Origin of the sequence: Micromonospora sp. NPDC049171 (assembly GCF_040648275.1) — a bacterium.
Taxonomy (GTDB): Bacteria; Actinomycetota; Actinomycetes; order Mycobacteriales; family Micromonosporaceae; genus Micromonospora.
Genome location: NZ_JBEZDJ010000024.1, coordinates 26,380 through 43,639, shown reverse-complemented (window position 1 = coordinate 43,639; position 17,260 = coordinate 26,380). Strand labels below are relative to the sequence as shown.

The following is a 17,260-nucleotide window of genomic DNA, read 5'->3' as shown; positions in this document are numbered from 1 at the left end:
CCGTCCCGCGTCAGCCGACGATCACGACGCCGCGTGGCGACCCGGCCGTCCGGGGGATCACCAAGCCACCCGACGAGCTTCCGGACCCACCACCGACCGGGCGCAGCGGCGACGACGAGCCCTTCGGCACCCCGTACGGCCCGCCGTACACCTGTGCCGGTCCCGGGCACGGCAACGGGTACCCGCAGGACGGCGCCTCCGCCAGCTCCTCCAGCCAGCCAAACGCGACACCGAAGCCTGACTTGCCGGGCGGCTTCTTGCCGGACTTCCCCTGCGGCTTTTCCTTGTCCGGCCCGTACTTGGGGAGCGAGTTCGCGCTGTTCGACGCCGCACCCGCCCAGACGCCACCCGCCGACGCCCCGCCCGCGCTCTTCGCCGGGTGGGCCAGCGTCGCCGCCAGCGACAGACCACCGCCGCTGGTGGAGGAACCCGTCGATTCCACCTCGTCCGCCGGTTGCCACTCCACCGGACGCGGCGAGATGCACTGGTCCCAACCACGGCAGGGCCGCTCGGCCAGGACGTACGCGCTCTGGCTCGGACTGCGCTGCTGGCAGGCGACGGCCGGCCCGGGGTTGTCGTACGAGCAGCCGTAGACCGGTGACTTCGACGCGTCCCGGGTGGAGTTCGGGGTGTAGACCTCGTGGATCATCTCCCAGCCGAGGTCACCGGCCGGGTCGACAGTGCCGCTGCACATCGACCCGAAGTTGGCGCAGGCCCACGGGTCGTAGAGGCCGTCCGCGGCCGGCGCCGGAATGCCCCGGTAGACCTTCAACCCGTTGGCGTCGCTGAACGAGACCGGGTTGCCACTGGCGTACGAGTAGCCCTGCACCTGCTGGGGGTCGTCGTGGTCCACGATCGGGTCGGCCGAGACGAACCCCCCGGTGTCCGGGTCGTACTCCCGAGCCCCGAGGTGGGTGAGACCGGTCGGGTCAGCCACCCCGCCGACGAAGTCCCGGCCGCCGGGCCAGGCGGCCGGGTCGACGCCGCGCTGTCCACCGAACGGCAGCCGGTAGCGGCGGGTGACGCCCAGCTCCTCGGCGTCGACGCTGACCCCGGCCGTGCCGTGCAGGTCGGTCACCAGCCAACTCAGCTCGGCACCGACGCGTACCGCCACCGGGTCACCGCCGAACCGGTAGTACCGGGTGCCGGTGACCGCGCCGGTACCGGTCGCGCGTAGTTCGGTGTCGCCCAGGTACAGCGTCGTACCGCCCGCGTCCCGACGCAGCAGCCGGGTGCCGTCGGCGTCGTACAGGTAACTGGTGCCGCCGGCACCCGTCGTGACCGACCCGAGGTGGCCCTCGGCATCCCAGTCGAGTTGCTGGGAGGTGCCGTCGACGCGACGACTCGTCTGGTTGCCGCTGGCGTCGTACCCGAAGGTGTCGGTCCCGGATTCGCCGGGGCCGCTGCTGGTCACCGCCCGCACGGTGTGCGGCTGGGCCGTCCCGGCGGCCGGGTGGTCGAACGTGCGGGTGATGTCCCCGCCCGCGAGGTGCCGCACCTCGGCCAGGCGGTTGCCGGTCCGGTCGTAGCCGTACGAGTGCCAGTACGGCGCCGCGCCGCCGAGACCGCTCACCGCGGGTGTCGCGCAGCCACCGGTCGGCGTCCAGGCGTCGGTGAGTCGGCGCAGGTGGTCGTAGCCGAAACACTGGGTGTCCGCCGCGCTCCCGTCGTCCGGTGCGTCCACGACCGATCGGACGTTGCCCGCGGGATCGTAGGTGTAGCCCAGCGCGGTCACCCGAGAGGTGTACTCGTCCTCCACGGTCGTCGACGTGGCGGTCAGCCGCCCGCTCGCGGCATCCCACTGCTGTGCCTGCCAGAGCCGCCGGCCGGATGCACCGGAGGTCCGGGAGATCGGTCGGCCGACGCCGTCCCTGGTGGTCGCCCCGACGTACCGACCGGCGCCGCTGGTCATGGTCGTCGGCAGGCCGAGCCCGTCGAAGCCGTAGACGAGGGTTTCCGCCGGCAGGCCGCCGCCACCGAAGATCGTGGTGCTGGTGACCTGGTCGGTCTCGTCGTACTGGTAGCCGGTCGCGTAGGTGCCGCCCAGGCCGGTCTCCGCCGCCGGGATCGTCACCGCGGTCCCGGTACGCCGACCACGCACGTCGTAGCCGGTCACCGCGTTCACGTACGCGTTCGCCCCGACGTGGCGGGTGGAGGCGGCGAGCAGCCCCCTGCCGTTGGGCGCGGTGTCGTACGCCCACCCGGCGAGCCGGGTCGCACCCTCGTCGGTGCTCGTCCGACGCCCGAGCGCGTCGTAGGTGTGGCTGAGTGTGCGCCCACGGGCGTCCGTCGTGGAGAGCACGTGCCCCTCGGCGTCGAACGTGCGCGTCGTCGCGCCGGTGTCGGGCGTCTCGGCCCGAACCTGGCGGCCACGCATGTCGTACGCGTACCGCCAGGTGTTGCCGGCCGGGTCGACCACGGTGGCCAACTGCCCACCCCGGGTGTAGCCGTACCGGGTGGCATCGTAGTTTCCGCTCGGCGTGTCACCCACGTACTGACGCCGCTCCACCACCCGGCCGGCCGCGTCCGCCAGGGTCATCGTCGCGGTGCCACCCTGGGGTGGGTCCACCGCCGTCCAGTTGCCGCCGTACGTGGTGCTGGTGCGCCACCTCTCCACGCCCCGGGACAGGAGGATCTCCGCCGCCGGCCGGCCCGCGCTGTCGTACACGGTGCGGGTCTGCGACTCGGCCGCGCTGTCGGGCAGGCCGAGCAGCGTGGTGCCGGGCGGCCCGCTGCGGTCGTACTGCGGTCCGGATCTGCGGTCCACCCGGCCCACCGGGTCGTACTGGACGTCGGTGAGCACCCGCCCACCGGCCGGCGAGGGGTCCTGGGTCTGCCGCAGCCGCAGCAGCCCGTCGTACACCTCGTAGCTGGTCCGGTAACCGCCGCCGGCCAGCAGGCTGCGCGTGGTCACCGCCGCCCCGCTGGAGCGCAGCAGGTACTCGTAGCGCAGGTTGGCCGGATCCGTGGTGGCCCGGCCGGGCAGCCAGACCGAGGTCGCCCGACCAAGCGCGTCGTACGCCCGGCTGGTCCGGCCGCCGTTGGCGTCCACCTCCGCGGTGACCGCACCGCGCAGCGGCTCCAGGGTCGTCGTGCTGGTGTGGCCGAGCGGGTTGGTCCGGACCAGCTGGGTCACCGGGCCACCCAGGGCCGGCGTGTAGGAGATGCCGGTCCGGTTGTTGCGGGCGTCGAACTCCTCGACGGGCCGTCCGTGCTGGTCGGCGACGACCCGGGACAGGGTCTGGTAGACCGGCGTCCCGGAAACCCAGGTGGCCGCCTCCTCCGTGCGGGTCAGGTCACCCTTCGTCGGCGCGGTGCCCCAGGCGTTCTCGTCGTAGTGGTAGCGCTGGTCGGAGATGAGATCACCGGGGTACGAGACGTCGCCGCCGCACCGCACGCCGACCTTCTGCACCCGGGAGACCTTGTCCACGATCCAGTCCGTCGTGTTGCGGGCATAGGTGTACGTGGTGCAGGTGTCGTCCCCGTCGAGCGACACGTCGCCCTGGTCGTCGACCTCGGTCAGCGTGCCGTGGTCCGGCTCGTGCGTGTAGACCACCCTGGTCCGGCGCACCCCACCGTCGGCCAGCGCGGTGTAGGTCTCCTCGGCCCGCTCGGCGACCAGGTGCGACTCCAGCGGCGTGCTCGTCGGCCGGTCCCGGCTGGCGGTCTCCCTGAGCTGCGTCGGCTCGGAGATCACCGTGGACACCCACCCGCCGCCCGCTCCCCGGTAGGTGGTCGTCTCGCGGGCGAAGCCGCGCCAGTAGGCCCGGTCGGGAAGGCTGCCACCACGCGAGTCGACCACCGACACGGTACGGGTTCCGCCCGCCGTCCGGTCGCCGTCCAGGCCGCGCAGGAACAGGTGCTCGGTCACCGTACGCAGATCAGGTGCCCCGGCCGCCGGTGGAGCGCCGGTCAGCACCCGGACCCGCTGGTAGCCGCGCCACTGTCCCCAACTCTTGCGGTCGGCGGGCACCAGTTCGGCGTCGTCGTACGCCCAGGCCGCGTCCCCGGCGCTGAGGTACTGGTACTGGGTGATCCGGTCCGGTCCGGTCGTCGCGTCGTCCTCGACGACCTGGGTGACAGCGGTCTTGATGAACCAGTCCGGCACGAGCTGCCCGCCGTCCGGCGTCCACTTCACCGGGAAACACCTGGTGGTGTTGGTGTCCGGGACGGGCAGCGCGGACCGGTCACACGGTTCCCGACCGTAGGAGACGGCGATCCGACCGCCCGTCTCGTTGGTGATCGTCGTGATCCGCCACTTGTTCATGGGCGAGATGTTCTCCAGCCCGTCGACCCGGTTGGCCCACCGTGTGCCGCCGAACGTTACGGCGGGCAGGCTGGTGTTGCCGCCCACGTGCCCGGTGCGCACGACGGACTGCAACCACAGCCCCGGGCTGGTGCCGTCACCGGTGTCCAGGTAGCCGTGGGTGAGCGTCCAGGAGTCGGCGTTCTGGTAGGCGGTGCCGACGCGCACCTGCGCGGTCACCGTCGCCAGCCGCTTGGTGCTCCAGAAGGTCGGCGTGGTGACCGCGCAGGACGCCGCCGAGCAGGCGGTGTCCCATGGCACGTCCGGCCAGTTCTGCGGCTGGGCCTGGGTGCAGGTGCTGCCCGGCAGGCACCGGTCGGCCGCGGTGAGCACCACCCGTGCTCCGGCGGGGGCGCTGGATCCGGCCCGCAGCCCGTACTCGATGCGCGCCAGGTTGCCACCGCGGACGTACGCGGTCGGGGTGGTGTCGTTGCGCGCGTAGTAGTTGATCTCCTGGTCGTAGTGGTAGGCCACCGCGTCGCCGTGCCGGTCGAGCACGTAGTCGAGATTCCAGCGGTACGCCTGCTGGCACCACGATGTGGCGAACGTCGACTGGTGGCAGGGCTCACCGGTCCCGTTGCCGAAGACCGGAACGGTGAACGCCGAGTTCGCCGCCGTGGTCCGGCCGAAGAAGTACTGCGTCCCGTCCGGTGCGGTCACCCGCCAGTGCTCGCCGTTGTCGTCGCCGTTGGACGCCCCGGTCAGCAGGGTGACCCGCCAGCCCCGGTCGTCGGCGAGGTGCCAGTTCTTGTTGTCGGTCGCCGACGTCTCCGGCACCAGCTCACCGGCTGCCAGGCCGGGCAGCACCAGCGTGGCGTTGGGGGCCTCCCAGCACAGGTCGCCACCGCTGCCCGTCCCACCGTCGTCGCGGCAGGCCCGGTACGACCGTTCGATGAACCCGCTGGGCAGGTCGAAGCCCTCACCCACCCAGGACGGTTGGTTGTTCGTCGCCACCACCCGGCCGTCCACACTGCCGGAGGAGTAGGCCAGGGAGACCTCCGGCGCGCGGCCCGGCATGGGCGGCAGTGCCATCGGGTACGACCAGTTGAAGTCGCCGGACTGGAGCCCCACCTGCCAGGTGGCCGAGGGGGCGAGCGACGTCGGCTGGAAGGTGCCCGCACTGCCGCTGGGCGCGGCGGCCAGGGCGTACAGCCCGTCGCTCACCTTCGCCCGCACCCGCCCGGTGACCGCGTCGTTGGTGCTGGCCAGCGGGGTTGGCGCGCAGTTGCCTGCGGAGGCGGTGGTCAGCGCGCACTCCGGCAGCCGGAGCAGCCGCAACCGCGAGCCGTAGTCGCCGCCGTAGGCGTGCCGGAAGCCCGAGTAGTCCACCTCCACCGACGCCGGGCCCACCGCATCGCCGACGTGTGCCAGCCGCAGCACCACTCCCCGTACGCCGGCCGCCGCGCTGGCCTTGCGGTCCAACACCTCGACCCGGACGGTCGTCTCCGGCCGGGCACCGGACACCCGGGTCGTCGACGGACCGGCGGCATCCGGGTGGCCCACCCGGATCGGCAGGTCGCCGGCCCGCTGCCAGGACGGTGTGGCGTCCGACTTGACCGCCGCCGCGCTCACCGCGGGCAAACTCACCTCGGCGGTGCCGGCGGTCGGCCAGCTCACCGCCGGGGCCTTCCGCAGGGTGCTGGTGGCGCTGGGATCGGCGGCCGGTACGGGTGCCGGCCGGGCCGCCGAGAGCGCCGGGCCGGACGGTATCGCCTGTGGTTTCGGGGCTGCGGGGCGGGCGGCCGAGGCGGGCCCGCTCCACAGCGACGACGCGACCAGCGCTACTGCCACCCCCGTGGCCATCATGGACAGATATCCGCGCGGTGCGCGCATCTCAACCTCCGCTAATTGCCGCCGGTTGGGCAGCGATCGACCAGAAGAGCCGAATTCGACAGGCTGAAGGGCAGCCCTGTCCCGCGTCGACGTCACGTCAGATGGCGTTCTCGTAGAACCAACCGGCCAACTCGCCGCCGATCCATCCGCCGACGACACCACCAGCAGCCGCACAAAGCGGCCCGACCGGCCCACACGCCGAGAAGCCAATGATCGCTCCCACCGCCGTACCGGCAGCTTCCGCAACCAACGTCCCGCCCTGCTTTGCCGCGGCCTGCCAGGGATCCATGCCGGTCTTGATGTCGGCATAGAACTCGACACCTTTCTCAACCACATTCGCGCCTTTCCCGAGCCCCTTCAGCCCACCAAGGCCGTAGTCGACCTTGGGCAGCTTTCCCACGCCCGCAGCCTTCTTCGCCGGGTTCTCGCTACGCAACGCTTCATCCAGCGCCTTGTCGCGCTGCTTGTTCCGGCGCTTCGCGACCTCCTCGGCGACATCACCCACCTGGGACGTGTGCTTCATTGGGGTCTTAATCTTTTCCGCAGCATCTTTTATGTATTGTTTTCTCATTGCTGCGGCCTTTCCCTTCCACTGCTGCGCCTGGATCTTCCGCGCTCTGGCGTTGGCCTTCTCCGCCGCCTTCACCCGCTTCTTCGCGGTCGACGCCCCGCCCCGCTTCTCCATGCGATCCAACTGGGCGTCCTTGGCCAACAGCCGCTTTCGGGCCGCGGCGTTCGAGGCGTTCGGCCTCTTCGCGACAGTCGCCTTCGGCCGGGGCTTCGGCGCCGCCGGCTTGGCCTTGGGCTTCGGCTTGACGAACGTGGTGCACTTCTCGTTCGCGCAGGCGCGCAGGCCGTCGGCGTCGGCGTAGGTCGCCGGGCTGTTGTTGGCGTACGCGTACCCGTGCATCTGCTGCGGGTCCTCGTCGTCGATGACGGGGTCGACGGAGAGGAACCGGCCCGTTGCCGGGTCGTACTCGCGGGCGCCCAGGTGCACCAGGCCGGTGGGGTCCGCCGACCCGCCGACGAAGCCGCGCTGACCGGGCCAGGTGGTCGGCTTCGCTCCCCGGGACTCACCGAACGGCAGCGAGTAGCGGCGGGTGACGGCGAGGGTGTCCGCTCGGATGGCGGTGTCGGCGGTGCCGTGGTGATCGGAGACGAGCCAGCTCAACCCGTCCGAGCCGGTGCCGGTGCGTACCGCGAACGTGCCACCGCCCTGGCTGTAGTACCGGGTCGCGTTGACCAGCCCGCTGCCGGCCTCCCGGCGCAGCTCCGTCGCTCCGAGGTAGACGGTGGTGCCGGTCCGGTCCCGGCTGACGATGCGGTTGCCCTCCGCGTCGTACAGGTAGTCGGTGGTGGTGCCGTTCTCGGTCGCCGACACCAGGTGGCCCTCGGCGTCCCAGTCGAAGGACTGCGTCCGGCCGGCGGCGGTACGAGCTGTGGTGTTGCCGTCGCTGTCGTAGCTGTAGGTGTCGGTACGCGAGCCGCCCGGCCCGGTGGTGGCGACCGACCGCAGCGTGTGCGGCTGGGCCGAGCCGGCATCCGGGTAGCCGTAGGTGCGGGTGGTGTCTCCGGTGGCGGCGTGTTGCACCTCGGCGAGCCGGTTGCCCACCTTGTCGTAGCGGTACGAGTGCCAGTACGGGGCCGGCCCGCCGAGTGCCGCGGTCTCCGGGGCGGCTGCGCAGTCGCCCGAGGCCGGCGTCCACGCCTCGGTCATCCGGCGCAGGTAGTCGGCGCGGAAGCACTGCGTGTCGGCGGTGACCCCGTCCGGTGCGTCGGTGACCGAGAGCAGGTTGCCCGCCGGGTCCCAGGTGTAGCTACGGGCGCTGACCTGCGGATCGTCGTCGGTCTCCCGGATCACCGATGTGCGGGCCAGCCGTCGGGTCACCTCGTCGCGCTGGTAGGACTGCCAGACCTGGCTGCCCGCCGCCCCGAGGGTCACCGAGGACACGTCGCCGAACCTGTCGTAGGAGGTGCCGGCGACGTACTGGGCCAGCCCGGTGAGCGTGCTGGGCAGGTCGGAGGAGGCGTCGTAGCCCTGGGTCAGGGTCTCCGCGCCGAGCCCGCCGGCCGCCGGCAACGTGGTCTTGGTGATCCGGCCGGACGTGTCGTACTCGATTGTCGTGTCGTAGCTGCCGCCGAGCCCGGTCTCGCTCGCCGGGACGGTGACCCGGCTGCCGGTGGGCAGCCCGGTCGCGGCCAGGTAGCCGAGCGCCTCGCTGCTGTAGACGTCGGTGCCGACGAACCGCTTCGCGGCGACCGGCAGCCCCTTGCCGCCGGGCAGCGAGTCGTACGTCCACTCGCTCAGCTTCGTGCCGGTGGCGGACCCCTCGCGGACGGTGGTCCGACGGTCGAGCGCGTCGTAGGTGTTGACCAGGGTCCGGCCGCGCGAGTCGGTGCTGGAGACCAGCCGGTCACCGTTGTCGTAGGTGAAGGTGTTCGTCCCGGTGTCCGGGTCCTCAGCCCGGATCTTGCGGTCCCGCAGGTCGTAGCCGTACCGCCAGGTGTTGCCGGCCGGGTCGGTGACCGTGGCCTGCTCCCCCGACCTGGTGTAGGTGTAGCGGGTGGCGTCGTAGGCGCCGGTCGGGCCGGTGCCGGTGTACTGGCGCAGCTCGACAGCCTGCCCGTCGGCGTCGAAGATCTCCATGGTCGGGGTTTCGCCGTCGGGCGGGTCGACAGCCGTCCAGTTGCCGCCGTAGGTGGTGCTGGTCCGCCACTTCTCCACACCCCGCGACACCAGGATCTCCGCCGTCTGCCGACCCGCGCCGTCGTAGAGGTAGCGGTTCTGCGCGACCAGGTTCGAATCCGCAGGTGCGGCGACGAGGGTCGTGCTGGGCGCGGCGCTGTTCCAGTACGCCGGGTTGGTCTTCACCACCTCGCCGCGACTGTTGTAGAACGTGTCGGTGACCAGCCGGCCGCCCGTCGCGGAGGGGGCCTGCGTCTGGCGGGCCCGCAGGAAGCCGTCCATGATGCTGTTGCCGTCCCGGTACGCGCCGTTGGGTCGCAGCGTGCTGGTGGTCACCGCGCTGGCGCCGTTGTTGCGGATCAGGTAGGCGAACTTCGCGTGCGGGCTGTCGCCGGCGGACCTGGATCGGCCCGGGGCCCAGGCGGCGACGACCCGGCCCAGTGGGTCGTAGCTCAGCTCGGTACGCCGGCCGTTGGCGTCCACGGTGGTCGTGGCGTCGCCGAGCAGCGGGTCGAGGTTGACAGTGCTGGTGTGCCCGAGCGCGTTGGTGGTGGTCACCCTGGTGACCGGCCCACCGACCTCCGGCGTGAAGGTGACCTGGTCGGTGTTGCCGAGCGCGTCGGTCGCCGTGGTCGTGCGGCCGTGTTTGTCCAGCTTGACGCTGCGGCCACTGACGTACACCGGGCCGTTCGACCAGGAGGCGAGTTCCTCGACCGCGGTGACGTCCCCGACGGTCGGCGGCGCCCCCCAGGTCTTGCTGTCGTCGTAGTAGTAGCGCTGGTCGGAGAGCAGGTCCCCGGGGTAGGACACGTCCGCGCCGCAGCGCACCCCGACGGTGCGGACCCGGGACTCCGCGTCGATGATCCAGGCGTCCCTGTTGCTGGTGTAGGTGTAGTCGGTGCAGGTGTCGTCGGCGTCGGTGGCGACGTCGCCGAGGTCGTTCGTCTGCTCCAGGGTGCCGTTGGCGTCGAACTTCTGGACCGACTCGGTGACGCGTTCGGTGCCGTCGGCCAACGCGACGTACGCCCGCTGGGACAACTCCTCGACCAGGTACGCCTTGAGCTGGGTGCCGTCGCGGCGGTCCCGGGTCGCCGTCGTCGCCAGCATGGTGGGCTCCGAGATCGTCCGCTCGGTCCAGGCGCCGCTGGTGCCGTTGTACTCGGTCACCTCCCGGGCGAAGCCACGCCAGTACGCCTCGTCCACCTTCTTCTTCCCGGTCGAGTCGGTCACCTCGACGTCACGAGTGCCGGTGCTGGTCCGGTCGCCGTGCATGCCCCGCAGGAACAGGTGCTCCGTCCGGGTCTGTTCGCCGCCGTTGGGATCACCGGTGCGCACCACCACCCGCTGGAAGCCACGCCACTGCCCCCAGGTGCGGAACCGGTTCGGGGTCAGTTCCGTGTCGTCGTGGTGCCAGGCCGCCGCGCCGACGTACTCGTACTGGGTGATCTCGTCCGGGTTCTCGACCAACCGGTCGTCCTCGACGACCTGGCTGACCACGAACTTCCGGAACCAGTCGAGCTGCGGATCGACCGCGCCCGACCGCCCCCAGAACGCGGGGAAGCACGTCCCGGCGTTCTGGTCCGGGGCCGGCAACGCCGACCGGGTGCAGGGCACCTCGGTGTAGCTGATCCGGACCTGACCGCCGGTCTCGTTGGTGACCCCCACGAGGCGCCACTTGTTCATCGGGGCGTCGCCGTTGTCGTCGACGGTGTCGACCCGGTTGGCCCTGCGCTCGCCCGTGAAGGTCATCGGCGGCAGGCTCGCCGTACCGCCGACGTGCCCGGTTCGCACGATCGAGTCGAGCCACAGCGAGGCGGTGGTGATGTCACCGGTGGCCGGGAAGGAGTGGGTGAGCGTCCACGACTCCACGGGCTGGTAGCTGCCACCGGAGCGGACCTGGGTGGTGACCTTGGCCAGCCGCTTGCTGATCCAGAACGTCGGCGAGACGACCTGGCAGGGCGTACCGGCGCAGGCCCGGTCCCACGGCGTGTCCGGCCAGTTCTGTGGTTGGGCCTGGGTGCAGGTGCTGCCCGGGACGCAGCGGTCGGCGACGGAGAACACCACCCGCGCCGACGCGGGCGCGGCCGAGTCGGTCCGCAGGCCGTATTCGATCCGGTCCAGGTAACCACCCCTGGTGTACGGCGTGGGAGTGGCGCCGCCGCGGGCGTAGTTGTTCGTCTCCCGCTGGTAGAAGTACGCCATCGCGTCGCCGTGCCGGTCCACGACGTAGTCGAGGTTCCACCGGTACGCCTGCTGGCACCACGACGCCGCGAACGTCGACTGGTGACACGGCTCGTCCTTGCCCCCCACCACGTTGTTGCCGTAGACCGGGACGGTCCAGGTGGAGTTCGCGGCCGGGGCGCGGCCGAAGAAGTACTGCGTGCCGTCCGGTGCGGTCAGTTTCCAGTGCTCGCCGTCGTTGTCGCCGTTGCCCGCGTTCGCGTCGGTCAGCCGCTCGATGCGCCAGCCCTCGTCGCGCTCGGCGTGCCAGTGCCCCGTGGCGTCGTCGAGGACCAGCTCGCCGCTCATCCCGGGCAGCGACACCGTGGCGTTGTCGGACCGCCAGCACAGTTCCTCCGAGCCGGCCTGCCCGTCCTCCTTGCACGCCACGTAGGACCGCTCGATGAACCCGCCCTGGAGGTCGAAACCCTCCCCCGCCCAGGACGGCTGGTTGTTCGTGGAGGCGGTCCGCCCGTCCACCGCGCCGGAGGAGTAGCCGAGCGCGATGCCGGGCGTCAGACCCGGCATCGCGGGTGCGCTCATCGGGTACTGCCAGCCGAAGTCGCCCGACTCCAAGCCGACCGACCAGGCGGCCGACGGGGCGAGCGAGGTGGGTTGGAAGCTTCCCGAACTGCCACCGGACGCGGCGGTGACGGCGAACAGACCGGCGTCGACCCGCGCGCCGACCCGCGCGTTGCGAGTGTCGTTGCGGGAGGGCACCGGTTCGCCCCTGGCGCATCCGGCGACCTCGGGAGTGGACAGCACGCACTCGGGCAGTCGCACCACGCCGAGCCGGGCGGCCCAGTCGCCGCCGTACGCGTTGCGGAACCCGGAATAGTCGAACTCCACGTCCACCGGGGCGACACCAGCCGGGCGGGCGCCCGCGGTCGCCCCGCCCGACGCCAGCCGCACCAGGACCCCGGGTACTCCGGCCCGACGCGCGGCAGCCTGGTCCAGCACCTCCACCCGTACCCGACCGGCGGTGGTGTCGGTGCGCCGCGTCGCCGCGTCGCGCTGCCCGGCCACCCAGACCGGCAGGCTCCCCACCCGGGCCGGCGCCGCGCCCGTCCCCGGCCGGTCGACCTCGACGGCACCCGGCGCGGGCCAGGTCACCGCGGGTGCCGACCGCACAGCCGCGACGTCCTCCGGGCCGGGCCGCGCGGCGGCCCAGGTCGGTGCCGCCCGCAGCGGCACCGAGGCGGGTGCCGCCTGCGCCCCCGGAGGCCCGACCCGGTTCGGGCCCGCGTACGCGGGTGCGACGCCGCCCCCGGAATTGACCAGGACGACGGCCAGGAACGCGGCAGTCGTGGCGAACAAGAATCGGATCCCCCGTGCAGCCGTCATTCGCGTCTCCCCGATGTCAACCAGCCGCCGTCCGCGCCCACCCGGCGCGGGATCGCAGCGTGGCATCCGGGTTCTCACAGGTCACTCACAGCGACCTGACGGCCAGGCTCGCGGAATGACCGGGGTCCGGGGGCGGCTTTTCCGGGCCAACGGGTACGCCGCTGCCCGGCTTAGAATTTCGTCGATGCAGGAGGACGTCGTTTCGGTGGCTGTGCTGGGGCCACTGCGGGTCAGCGTGGGCGGCAGCACGGTTGCGCTACCCGGGCCGGGGCCACGCATGCTGCTCGGCGTGCTGGCGCTGTCACCGGGCCAGCCGGTGAATCCGGATCAGCTCGTCGAGCTGATCTGGGGCCCGGACCGGGGCAGCCAGGCCGCACTGCACACGAGCGTCTACCGGCTGCGCGCCTGGCTACGCGACAGGTTCGCCGACCGCGTCACGTTGGAGCGGGCCGACGACGGCTACCTGCTGCGCACCCCGCGCTGCGACGTGGACACCGCGGCGTTTCGCGACCTGGTCGTCCAGGGCGCGGCGGGCGTCGAGAGCGAGCGGATAGCCGCCCTGGACCGCGCCCTGGACCTGTGGCGAGGCCCGGTCCTCGGCTCGGCGGTGAGCTGGCTGCACGACGCTCCGATGGTGGTCGCCCTCGAACGCGAGCGGCAGGCCGCCGCCCGCGACCTGGCCGACCTCTGCCTGCGGGTGGGCGACCCCTCGGTGGCGGTACGACAACTGCAACGCCTCGTCGACGCCCACCTGTTCGACGAACCCCTGCACGCGCTGCTGATCCGGGCGCTCGGCGCAAACGGCGCGGTGGCCGATGCCCTCCGCCTCTACGACCAACTCCGCGCCCGGCTGGCCACGGAGCTGGGGATCGACCCGAGTCAGGAGCTTCAGCGCCTGTACCAGCAGCTGCTCTGCGCCGAGACGACGCCGGCCGCAAGCGATCCGGGCGCGTCGGCGCTGATCCACCCGACACCGCGCCAGCTACCCGCACCACCACCCGAGTTCACCGGGCGCGACGAGGAGGTGGCGGCGCTCTGCGCGGCGCTGCTGCACCCCCGCGACGACCACCCACCACTTGTCGCCGTGGACGGGGTGGCGGGGGTCGGAAAATCCGCGCTCGCCCTGCACGTGGCCAGCCGCGTCGCCGGTTCGTTCCCGGACGGTCAGCTCTACGTCAACCTCCAGGGCGCGGGCGTCGGGATGCCGCCCCTGGAGCCGTCCGCGATCGTCGGTCGATGGCTGCGGCAGCTCGGCGTCGCGGGCAGTGCGGTGCCCGCGCAGCTTGCGGACGCGGCCGCGCTGTGGCGCTCACTGCTGGCCGGCAAGCGGCTTCTGCTGCTGTTCGACGACGCCGTGTCGCCGGAGCAGATCCGGGCCCTGCTGCCGTCCGGGCCCGGTTGTGCCACGTTGGTCACCAGCAGATCGGTGCTGTCGACACTCGACTGCACGAGTTTCGTTCGGCTACAACCGCTGACCACCGACGACGCGGTCACGCTGATCAGTCGACTGGTGGGCGAGCGGCGGGTGTCCGACGATCCCGCCGCCACCGACATGATCGTCAACCTGTGCGAGCACCTTCCGCTGCTCCTGCGGATCGTGAGCGCCCGGCTGATGGCCCGCCCGTCCTGGACGATCCAGGCGATTGCCGACCGTCTCAGTCAGGAACAACGACGCCTGGACGAGTTGCAGGTCGACAACCTGAGCATGCGGGCCAGCCTGGCGGTCGGCCTGCGGGGCGCCGGCGACGACGCGATACGCGGGTTCCCGTTCCTCGGCCTGCTCGGGGTGCCCGAGTTCGACCTCGCGCTCGCCGCGGCACTCGCCGGGAGCACGCTCACCGACACCGAGGCCGCCATGGAGCGGCTCGTCGACGCCCGCCTTGTCGACTCCCCCGCGCCGAATCGTTTCCGGATGCACGACGTGATCCGCCTCTACGCCCGCGACCAGGCCGAGCGTCACCTCACCGACACCGAACGGCGGGCTGCCCTCGGTCGTGCCTTGGCCCACTACCTCTCGGTCGCCGAGCAGGCGAGGTTCCTTCTCGATCCGAACGAACCCGTGGACCTCCAGGTCGGCCCGGCTCCCACCCACCCGGCGGGGTTCAGCCTGCCCGACCGGGCGGCCGCGAGGGAGTGGATCGACGCCAACGCCCCGCACCTGCCCGATGTCGTGGCGGGCCTGGCCGCCGGGGCGGAGCACACCGCCGGCGCCGCCCGCCTCGCCCTGCTGGCCTACCCGGCCCTCGCGATCCGCGACCACTGGCCCGAGATGATCCGCCTCGACCGGATCGCGATTCGCGCCGCGCGGGCCGCCGGCCAGCCGGAGGTGGAGGCGTTGGCGCGCAACCACCTCGGCATGGCGTACGGGCAGACCAACCAGCTCGACGAGGGCCTTGCCGAGTTCCGCACCGCCCTGGAGCTGTGGGAAGGGCTCGACGACAGGCATCACACGGCCAAGGTGCTCAACAACCTCGGCATCCTCAACCGCATGCGGGGTGACCTGACAGAGTCCGCGCGCTGCCACGAGCGCTGCATCACCCAGTTCAACGCTCTGGGCGACAGTAACAACGAGGCCCGCGGCCTCCAGAATCTCGCGGTGGTCGAGCGCCGTCTCGGTCGGTACGCCAACGCGGTCGCCGCCTGCGAGCAGGCGGTCGAGATCTTCCGCCGCCTGGGTGACGACTACCGCCTGGGCCTGACGCTTGGCGCGCTCGCGGACTGCGTCCGGCTGATCGGGCGTCCCCGTGACTCGGTCGCCATCTTTCAGGAGGGCCTGCTCGTCCTGCGGCAGTGCGGCAATCGCTTCGGGGAGGCCCAGCAGTTGTGGGGGCTCGGTCTTGCGCTGGACGCCCTGGGTGATCGACTCCAGGCCCGGTCGCACTGGCAGTCGGCCCTCGAAGTCCTGCGCGACTGCGGGTACGTCGGCGACGACGACATCAAGGCGATCATGGCGGAGCCGACGCCGAGCACGCCCGCTGCCATCCGCAACAGCACGTAGCTGCGACCAGGGGTGGGCCTACCCACCAACGAACGAGGGCCCGTCTCCAGAAAAATCTGGGGACGGGCCCTCGCCGGTGTGGTAGCGGGGACAGGATTTGAACCTGCGACCTCTGGGTTATGAGCCCAGCGAGCTACCGAGCTGCTCCACCCCGCGTCGACTGGTTAACCCTAACCCATCCCGGTCGGCGATGATCAGCCGGGGGTCGGCACCCGTCGTGGGTGCGTCGCCCGCGCAAGAAGAAGCCCGCCTCCCCGAGGTGCGGGAGACGGGCTTCACTTTGTAGCGGGGACAGGATTTGAACCTGCGACCTCTGGGTTATGAGCCCAGCGAGCTACCGAGCTGCTCCACCCCGCGTCGGCTCGCTAACCGTAGCGCACCACCCCCGGGCCCCGCAAAACGACATCTGAATCCGCCGGATCGCGATCCGGCACGCCGGGGTCAACCGAGCCAGGCCTCGACGGCGTCGACCGCGCGGCGACTGTCCGCGTCGACCTGTGTACGCGGGCTGGACCCGGTCTCCCAGCCCTTCTCCCAGAGCGTGGTCACCACGTCGCCGACCCGGATCGCCCGGACCAGCCGGACCTCCTCCCCGCCGGTCGGGTCGCCGTTGCGGTCCTGAGCCGGCTTCCGCAGCTCGAACAGCACCGACTCGTCGCCGTACCCGACGTCGCTGAGCAGCCGTTGCCTGCTCGGCACCGGCGGGACCTGGAGACGCAGTGCCGGCTGCTCGGGGCAGTCGCGCACCGCCCGCCGCAACTCCTCCAGCACGTGTGTGGCTCGCCCGGCCCGGTAGACGGTGATGGAGTGCGCGTAGCTGCCGTCCGGGTCGTTCCCCTGGGGCGTTTTCGGCAGCTTGAAGACCAACGACCGGGTGCGCCGGTGCAGGATCGGTTCGCTCGGGAGGTGGGCACCGCACAGGCCCGGCAACGCGGCCACGTCTCGGTAGTCCGGCGCGATGCCGGTCTGGTTGGCCGGCGGGAGCGTGAAGAACGCCCGATCCGGAATGCCGCCGGGAACCCGCGGAGACTCGGGGGTCGTACCCGGAGGTCGGCCCGGCGTGGCGGACGGCGACGGCGACCCGGCAGTCACGTTCGGCGCGGGAATCGTCGGTGTGCCGGCCGGCGGGGCGACGGGCGTCGGCGTCGGCATGGCGACCACCTGGGTACCGATCACCACGCCACCCACCAGCAACGCCGCGGCGAGGGCACCCCCGGCCGCGCGCAGCCGGGCCCGCCGGTCCGCCCGCCGCCGCAGCACGTCGGGAACGCCCAGGTCACCGGCATCGGCGTCGGCGGCGAGGCGCCGATACCACTCGGCAAGTTCACGCGACATCGCTGGTCTCCAATTCCATCTTGGCGAGATCGGGCAGCAGCGCGGCAAGCCGGGCCCGGCCCCGGGAGAGCCAGGACTTCACCGTGCCGACGGGCGCGCCGACCTCGCGGGCGATCTCTTCCACCGGCATGTCGAACAGGTAGTGCAGGGCCAACGCCTGCCGGTGGTTCGCCGGCAGTTGGCGCAGCGCCTGGAGCAGCAGCACGCTGTCCTCGTTGGGCGGCGGGGCCGCCGGTGGGGGCCCCGCCAACCGCAACGCCCCGCGCAGGCCGCGCAGCCGACGCCAGCGGTCGGTCGCCAACCGCGCGACCACCAGCCGCAGCCACGCCTCCGGCGCGGGATGTGCCGCCAGCCGCCCCCAGTGCCGCCAGGCCCGGGTGTACGCCTCCTGCACCAGGTCCTGCGCCTCGTTGTGATCGCCGGCGACCGCATAGCCGTACCTCGCCATCCGCCGCGCCGTGCCGCGGTAGAAGTCATCGAAGCTCTGCGTGTCCCGCAAGACTGTTCCCCCTCGTCGCACACCGTCGACCTGAGGACG

The 17,260-nt window shown here is 72.0% G+C and carries 5 protein-coding genes and 2 tRNA genes; 1 reads left to right on the top strand and 6 read right to left on the bottom strand.

The genetic code is table 11. The annotated features are described in order from the left end of the window. Positions 1-10 precede the first annotated feature (10 nt). Positions 11-6,139, bottom strand: coding sequence for an RHS repeat-associated core domain-containing protein (locus AB0B14_RS27015; protein WP_357524834.1), 6,129 nt, complete (start codon positions 6,137-6,139; stop codon positions 11-13). Between the two features lie 97 nt (positions 6,140-6,236). Continuing rightward, positions 6,237-12,389 carry an RHS repeat-associated core domain-containing protein gene (locus AB0B14_RS27010; RefSeq protein WP_357524832.1) on the bottom strand — a complete coding sequence of 2,051 codons (6,153 nt, stop codon included), beginning with the start codon at positions 12,387-12,389 and terminating at the stop codon, positions 6,237-6,239. Positions 12,390-12,573: 184 nt separating this feature from the next. Between AB0B14_RS27010 and AB0B14_RS27005 the strand changes: the two genes are divergently transcribed. After that, positions 12,574-15,387 carry a BTAD domain-containing putative transcriptional regulator gene (locus AB0B14_RS27005; protein WP_357524830.1) on the top strand — a complete coding sequence of 938 codons (2,814 nt, stop codon included), beginning with the start codon at positions 12,574-12,576 and terminating at the stop codon, positions 15,385-15,387. 79 nt (positions 15,388-15,466) lie between these two features. Here AB0B14_RS27005 and AB0B14_RS27000 read toward each other — a convergent pair. The 4 genes from AB0B14_RS27000 to AB0B14_RS26985 form a co-directional block, all read right to left on the bottom strand. Next, positions 15,467-15,543 (bottom strand) — tRNA-Met (locus tag AB0B14_RS27000). Positions 15,544-15,670: 127 nt separating this feature from the next. Next, a tRNA-Met gene (locus AB0B14_RS26995) sits at positions 15,671-15,744 on the bottom strand. A gap of 84 nt (positions 15,745-15,828) precedes the next feature. Next, a complete protein-coding gene (locus AB0B14_RS26990) occupies positions 15,829-16,722 on the bottom strand; it encodes a hypothetical protein (RefSeq protein ID WP_357066627.1) in 894 nt (297 codons plus the stop codon). Beyond that, positions 16,712-17,221 (bottom strand): SigE family RNA polymerase sigma factor, encoded by a 510-nt coding sequence (locus AB0B14_RS26985; protein WP_357066625.1) that lies wholly within the window; start codon positions 17,219-17,221, stop codon positions 16,712-16,714. The genes AB0B14_RS26990 and AB0B14_RS26985 overlap by 11 nt, the downstream gene beginning before the upstream one ends. Between the last annotated feature and the right edge of the window lie 39 nt (positions 17,222-17,260).

Bases quoted from the DNA above. Each gene is read 5' to 3' on its own strand.
- AB0B14_RS26990 (WP_357066627.1), bottom strand. From the start codon at position 16,722: ATGTCGCGTGAACTTGCCGAGTGGTATCGGCGCCTCGCCGCCGACGCC.
- AB0B14_RS27010 (WP_357524832.1), bottom strand. From the start codon at position 12,389: ATGACGGCTGCACGGGGGATCCGATTCTTGTTCGCCACGACTGCCGCG.
- AB0B14_RS27015 (WP_357524834.1), bottom strand. From the start codon at position 6,139: ATGCGCGCACCGCGCGGATATCTGTCCATGATGGCCACGGGGGTGGCA.
- AB0B14_RS27005 (WP_357524830.1), top strand. From the start codon at position 12,574: ATGCAGGAGGACGTCGTTTCGGTGGCTGTGCTGGGGCCACTGCGGGTC.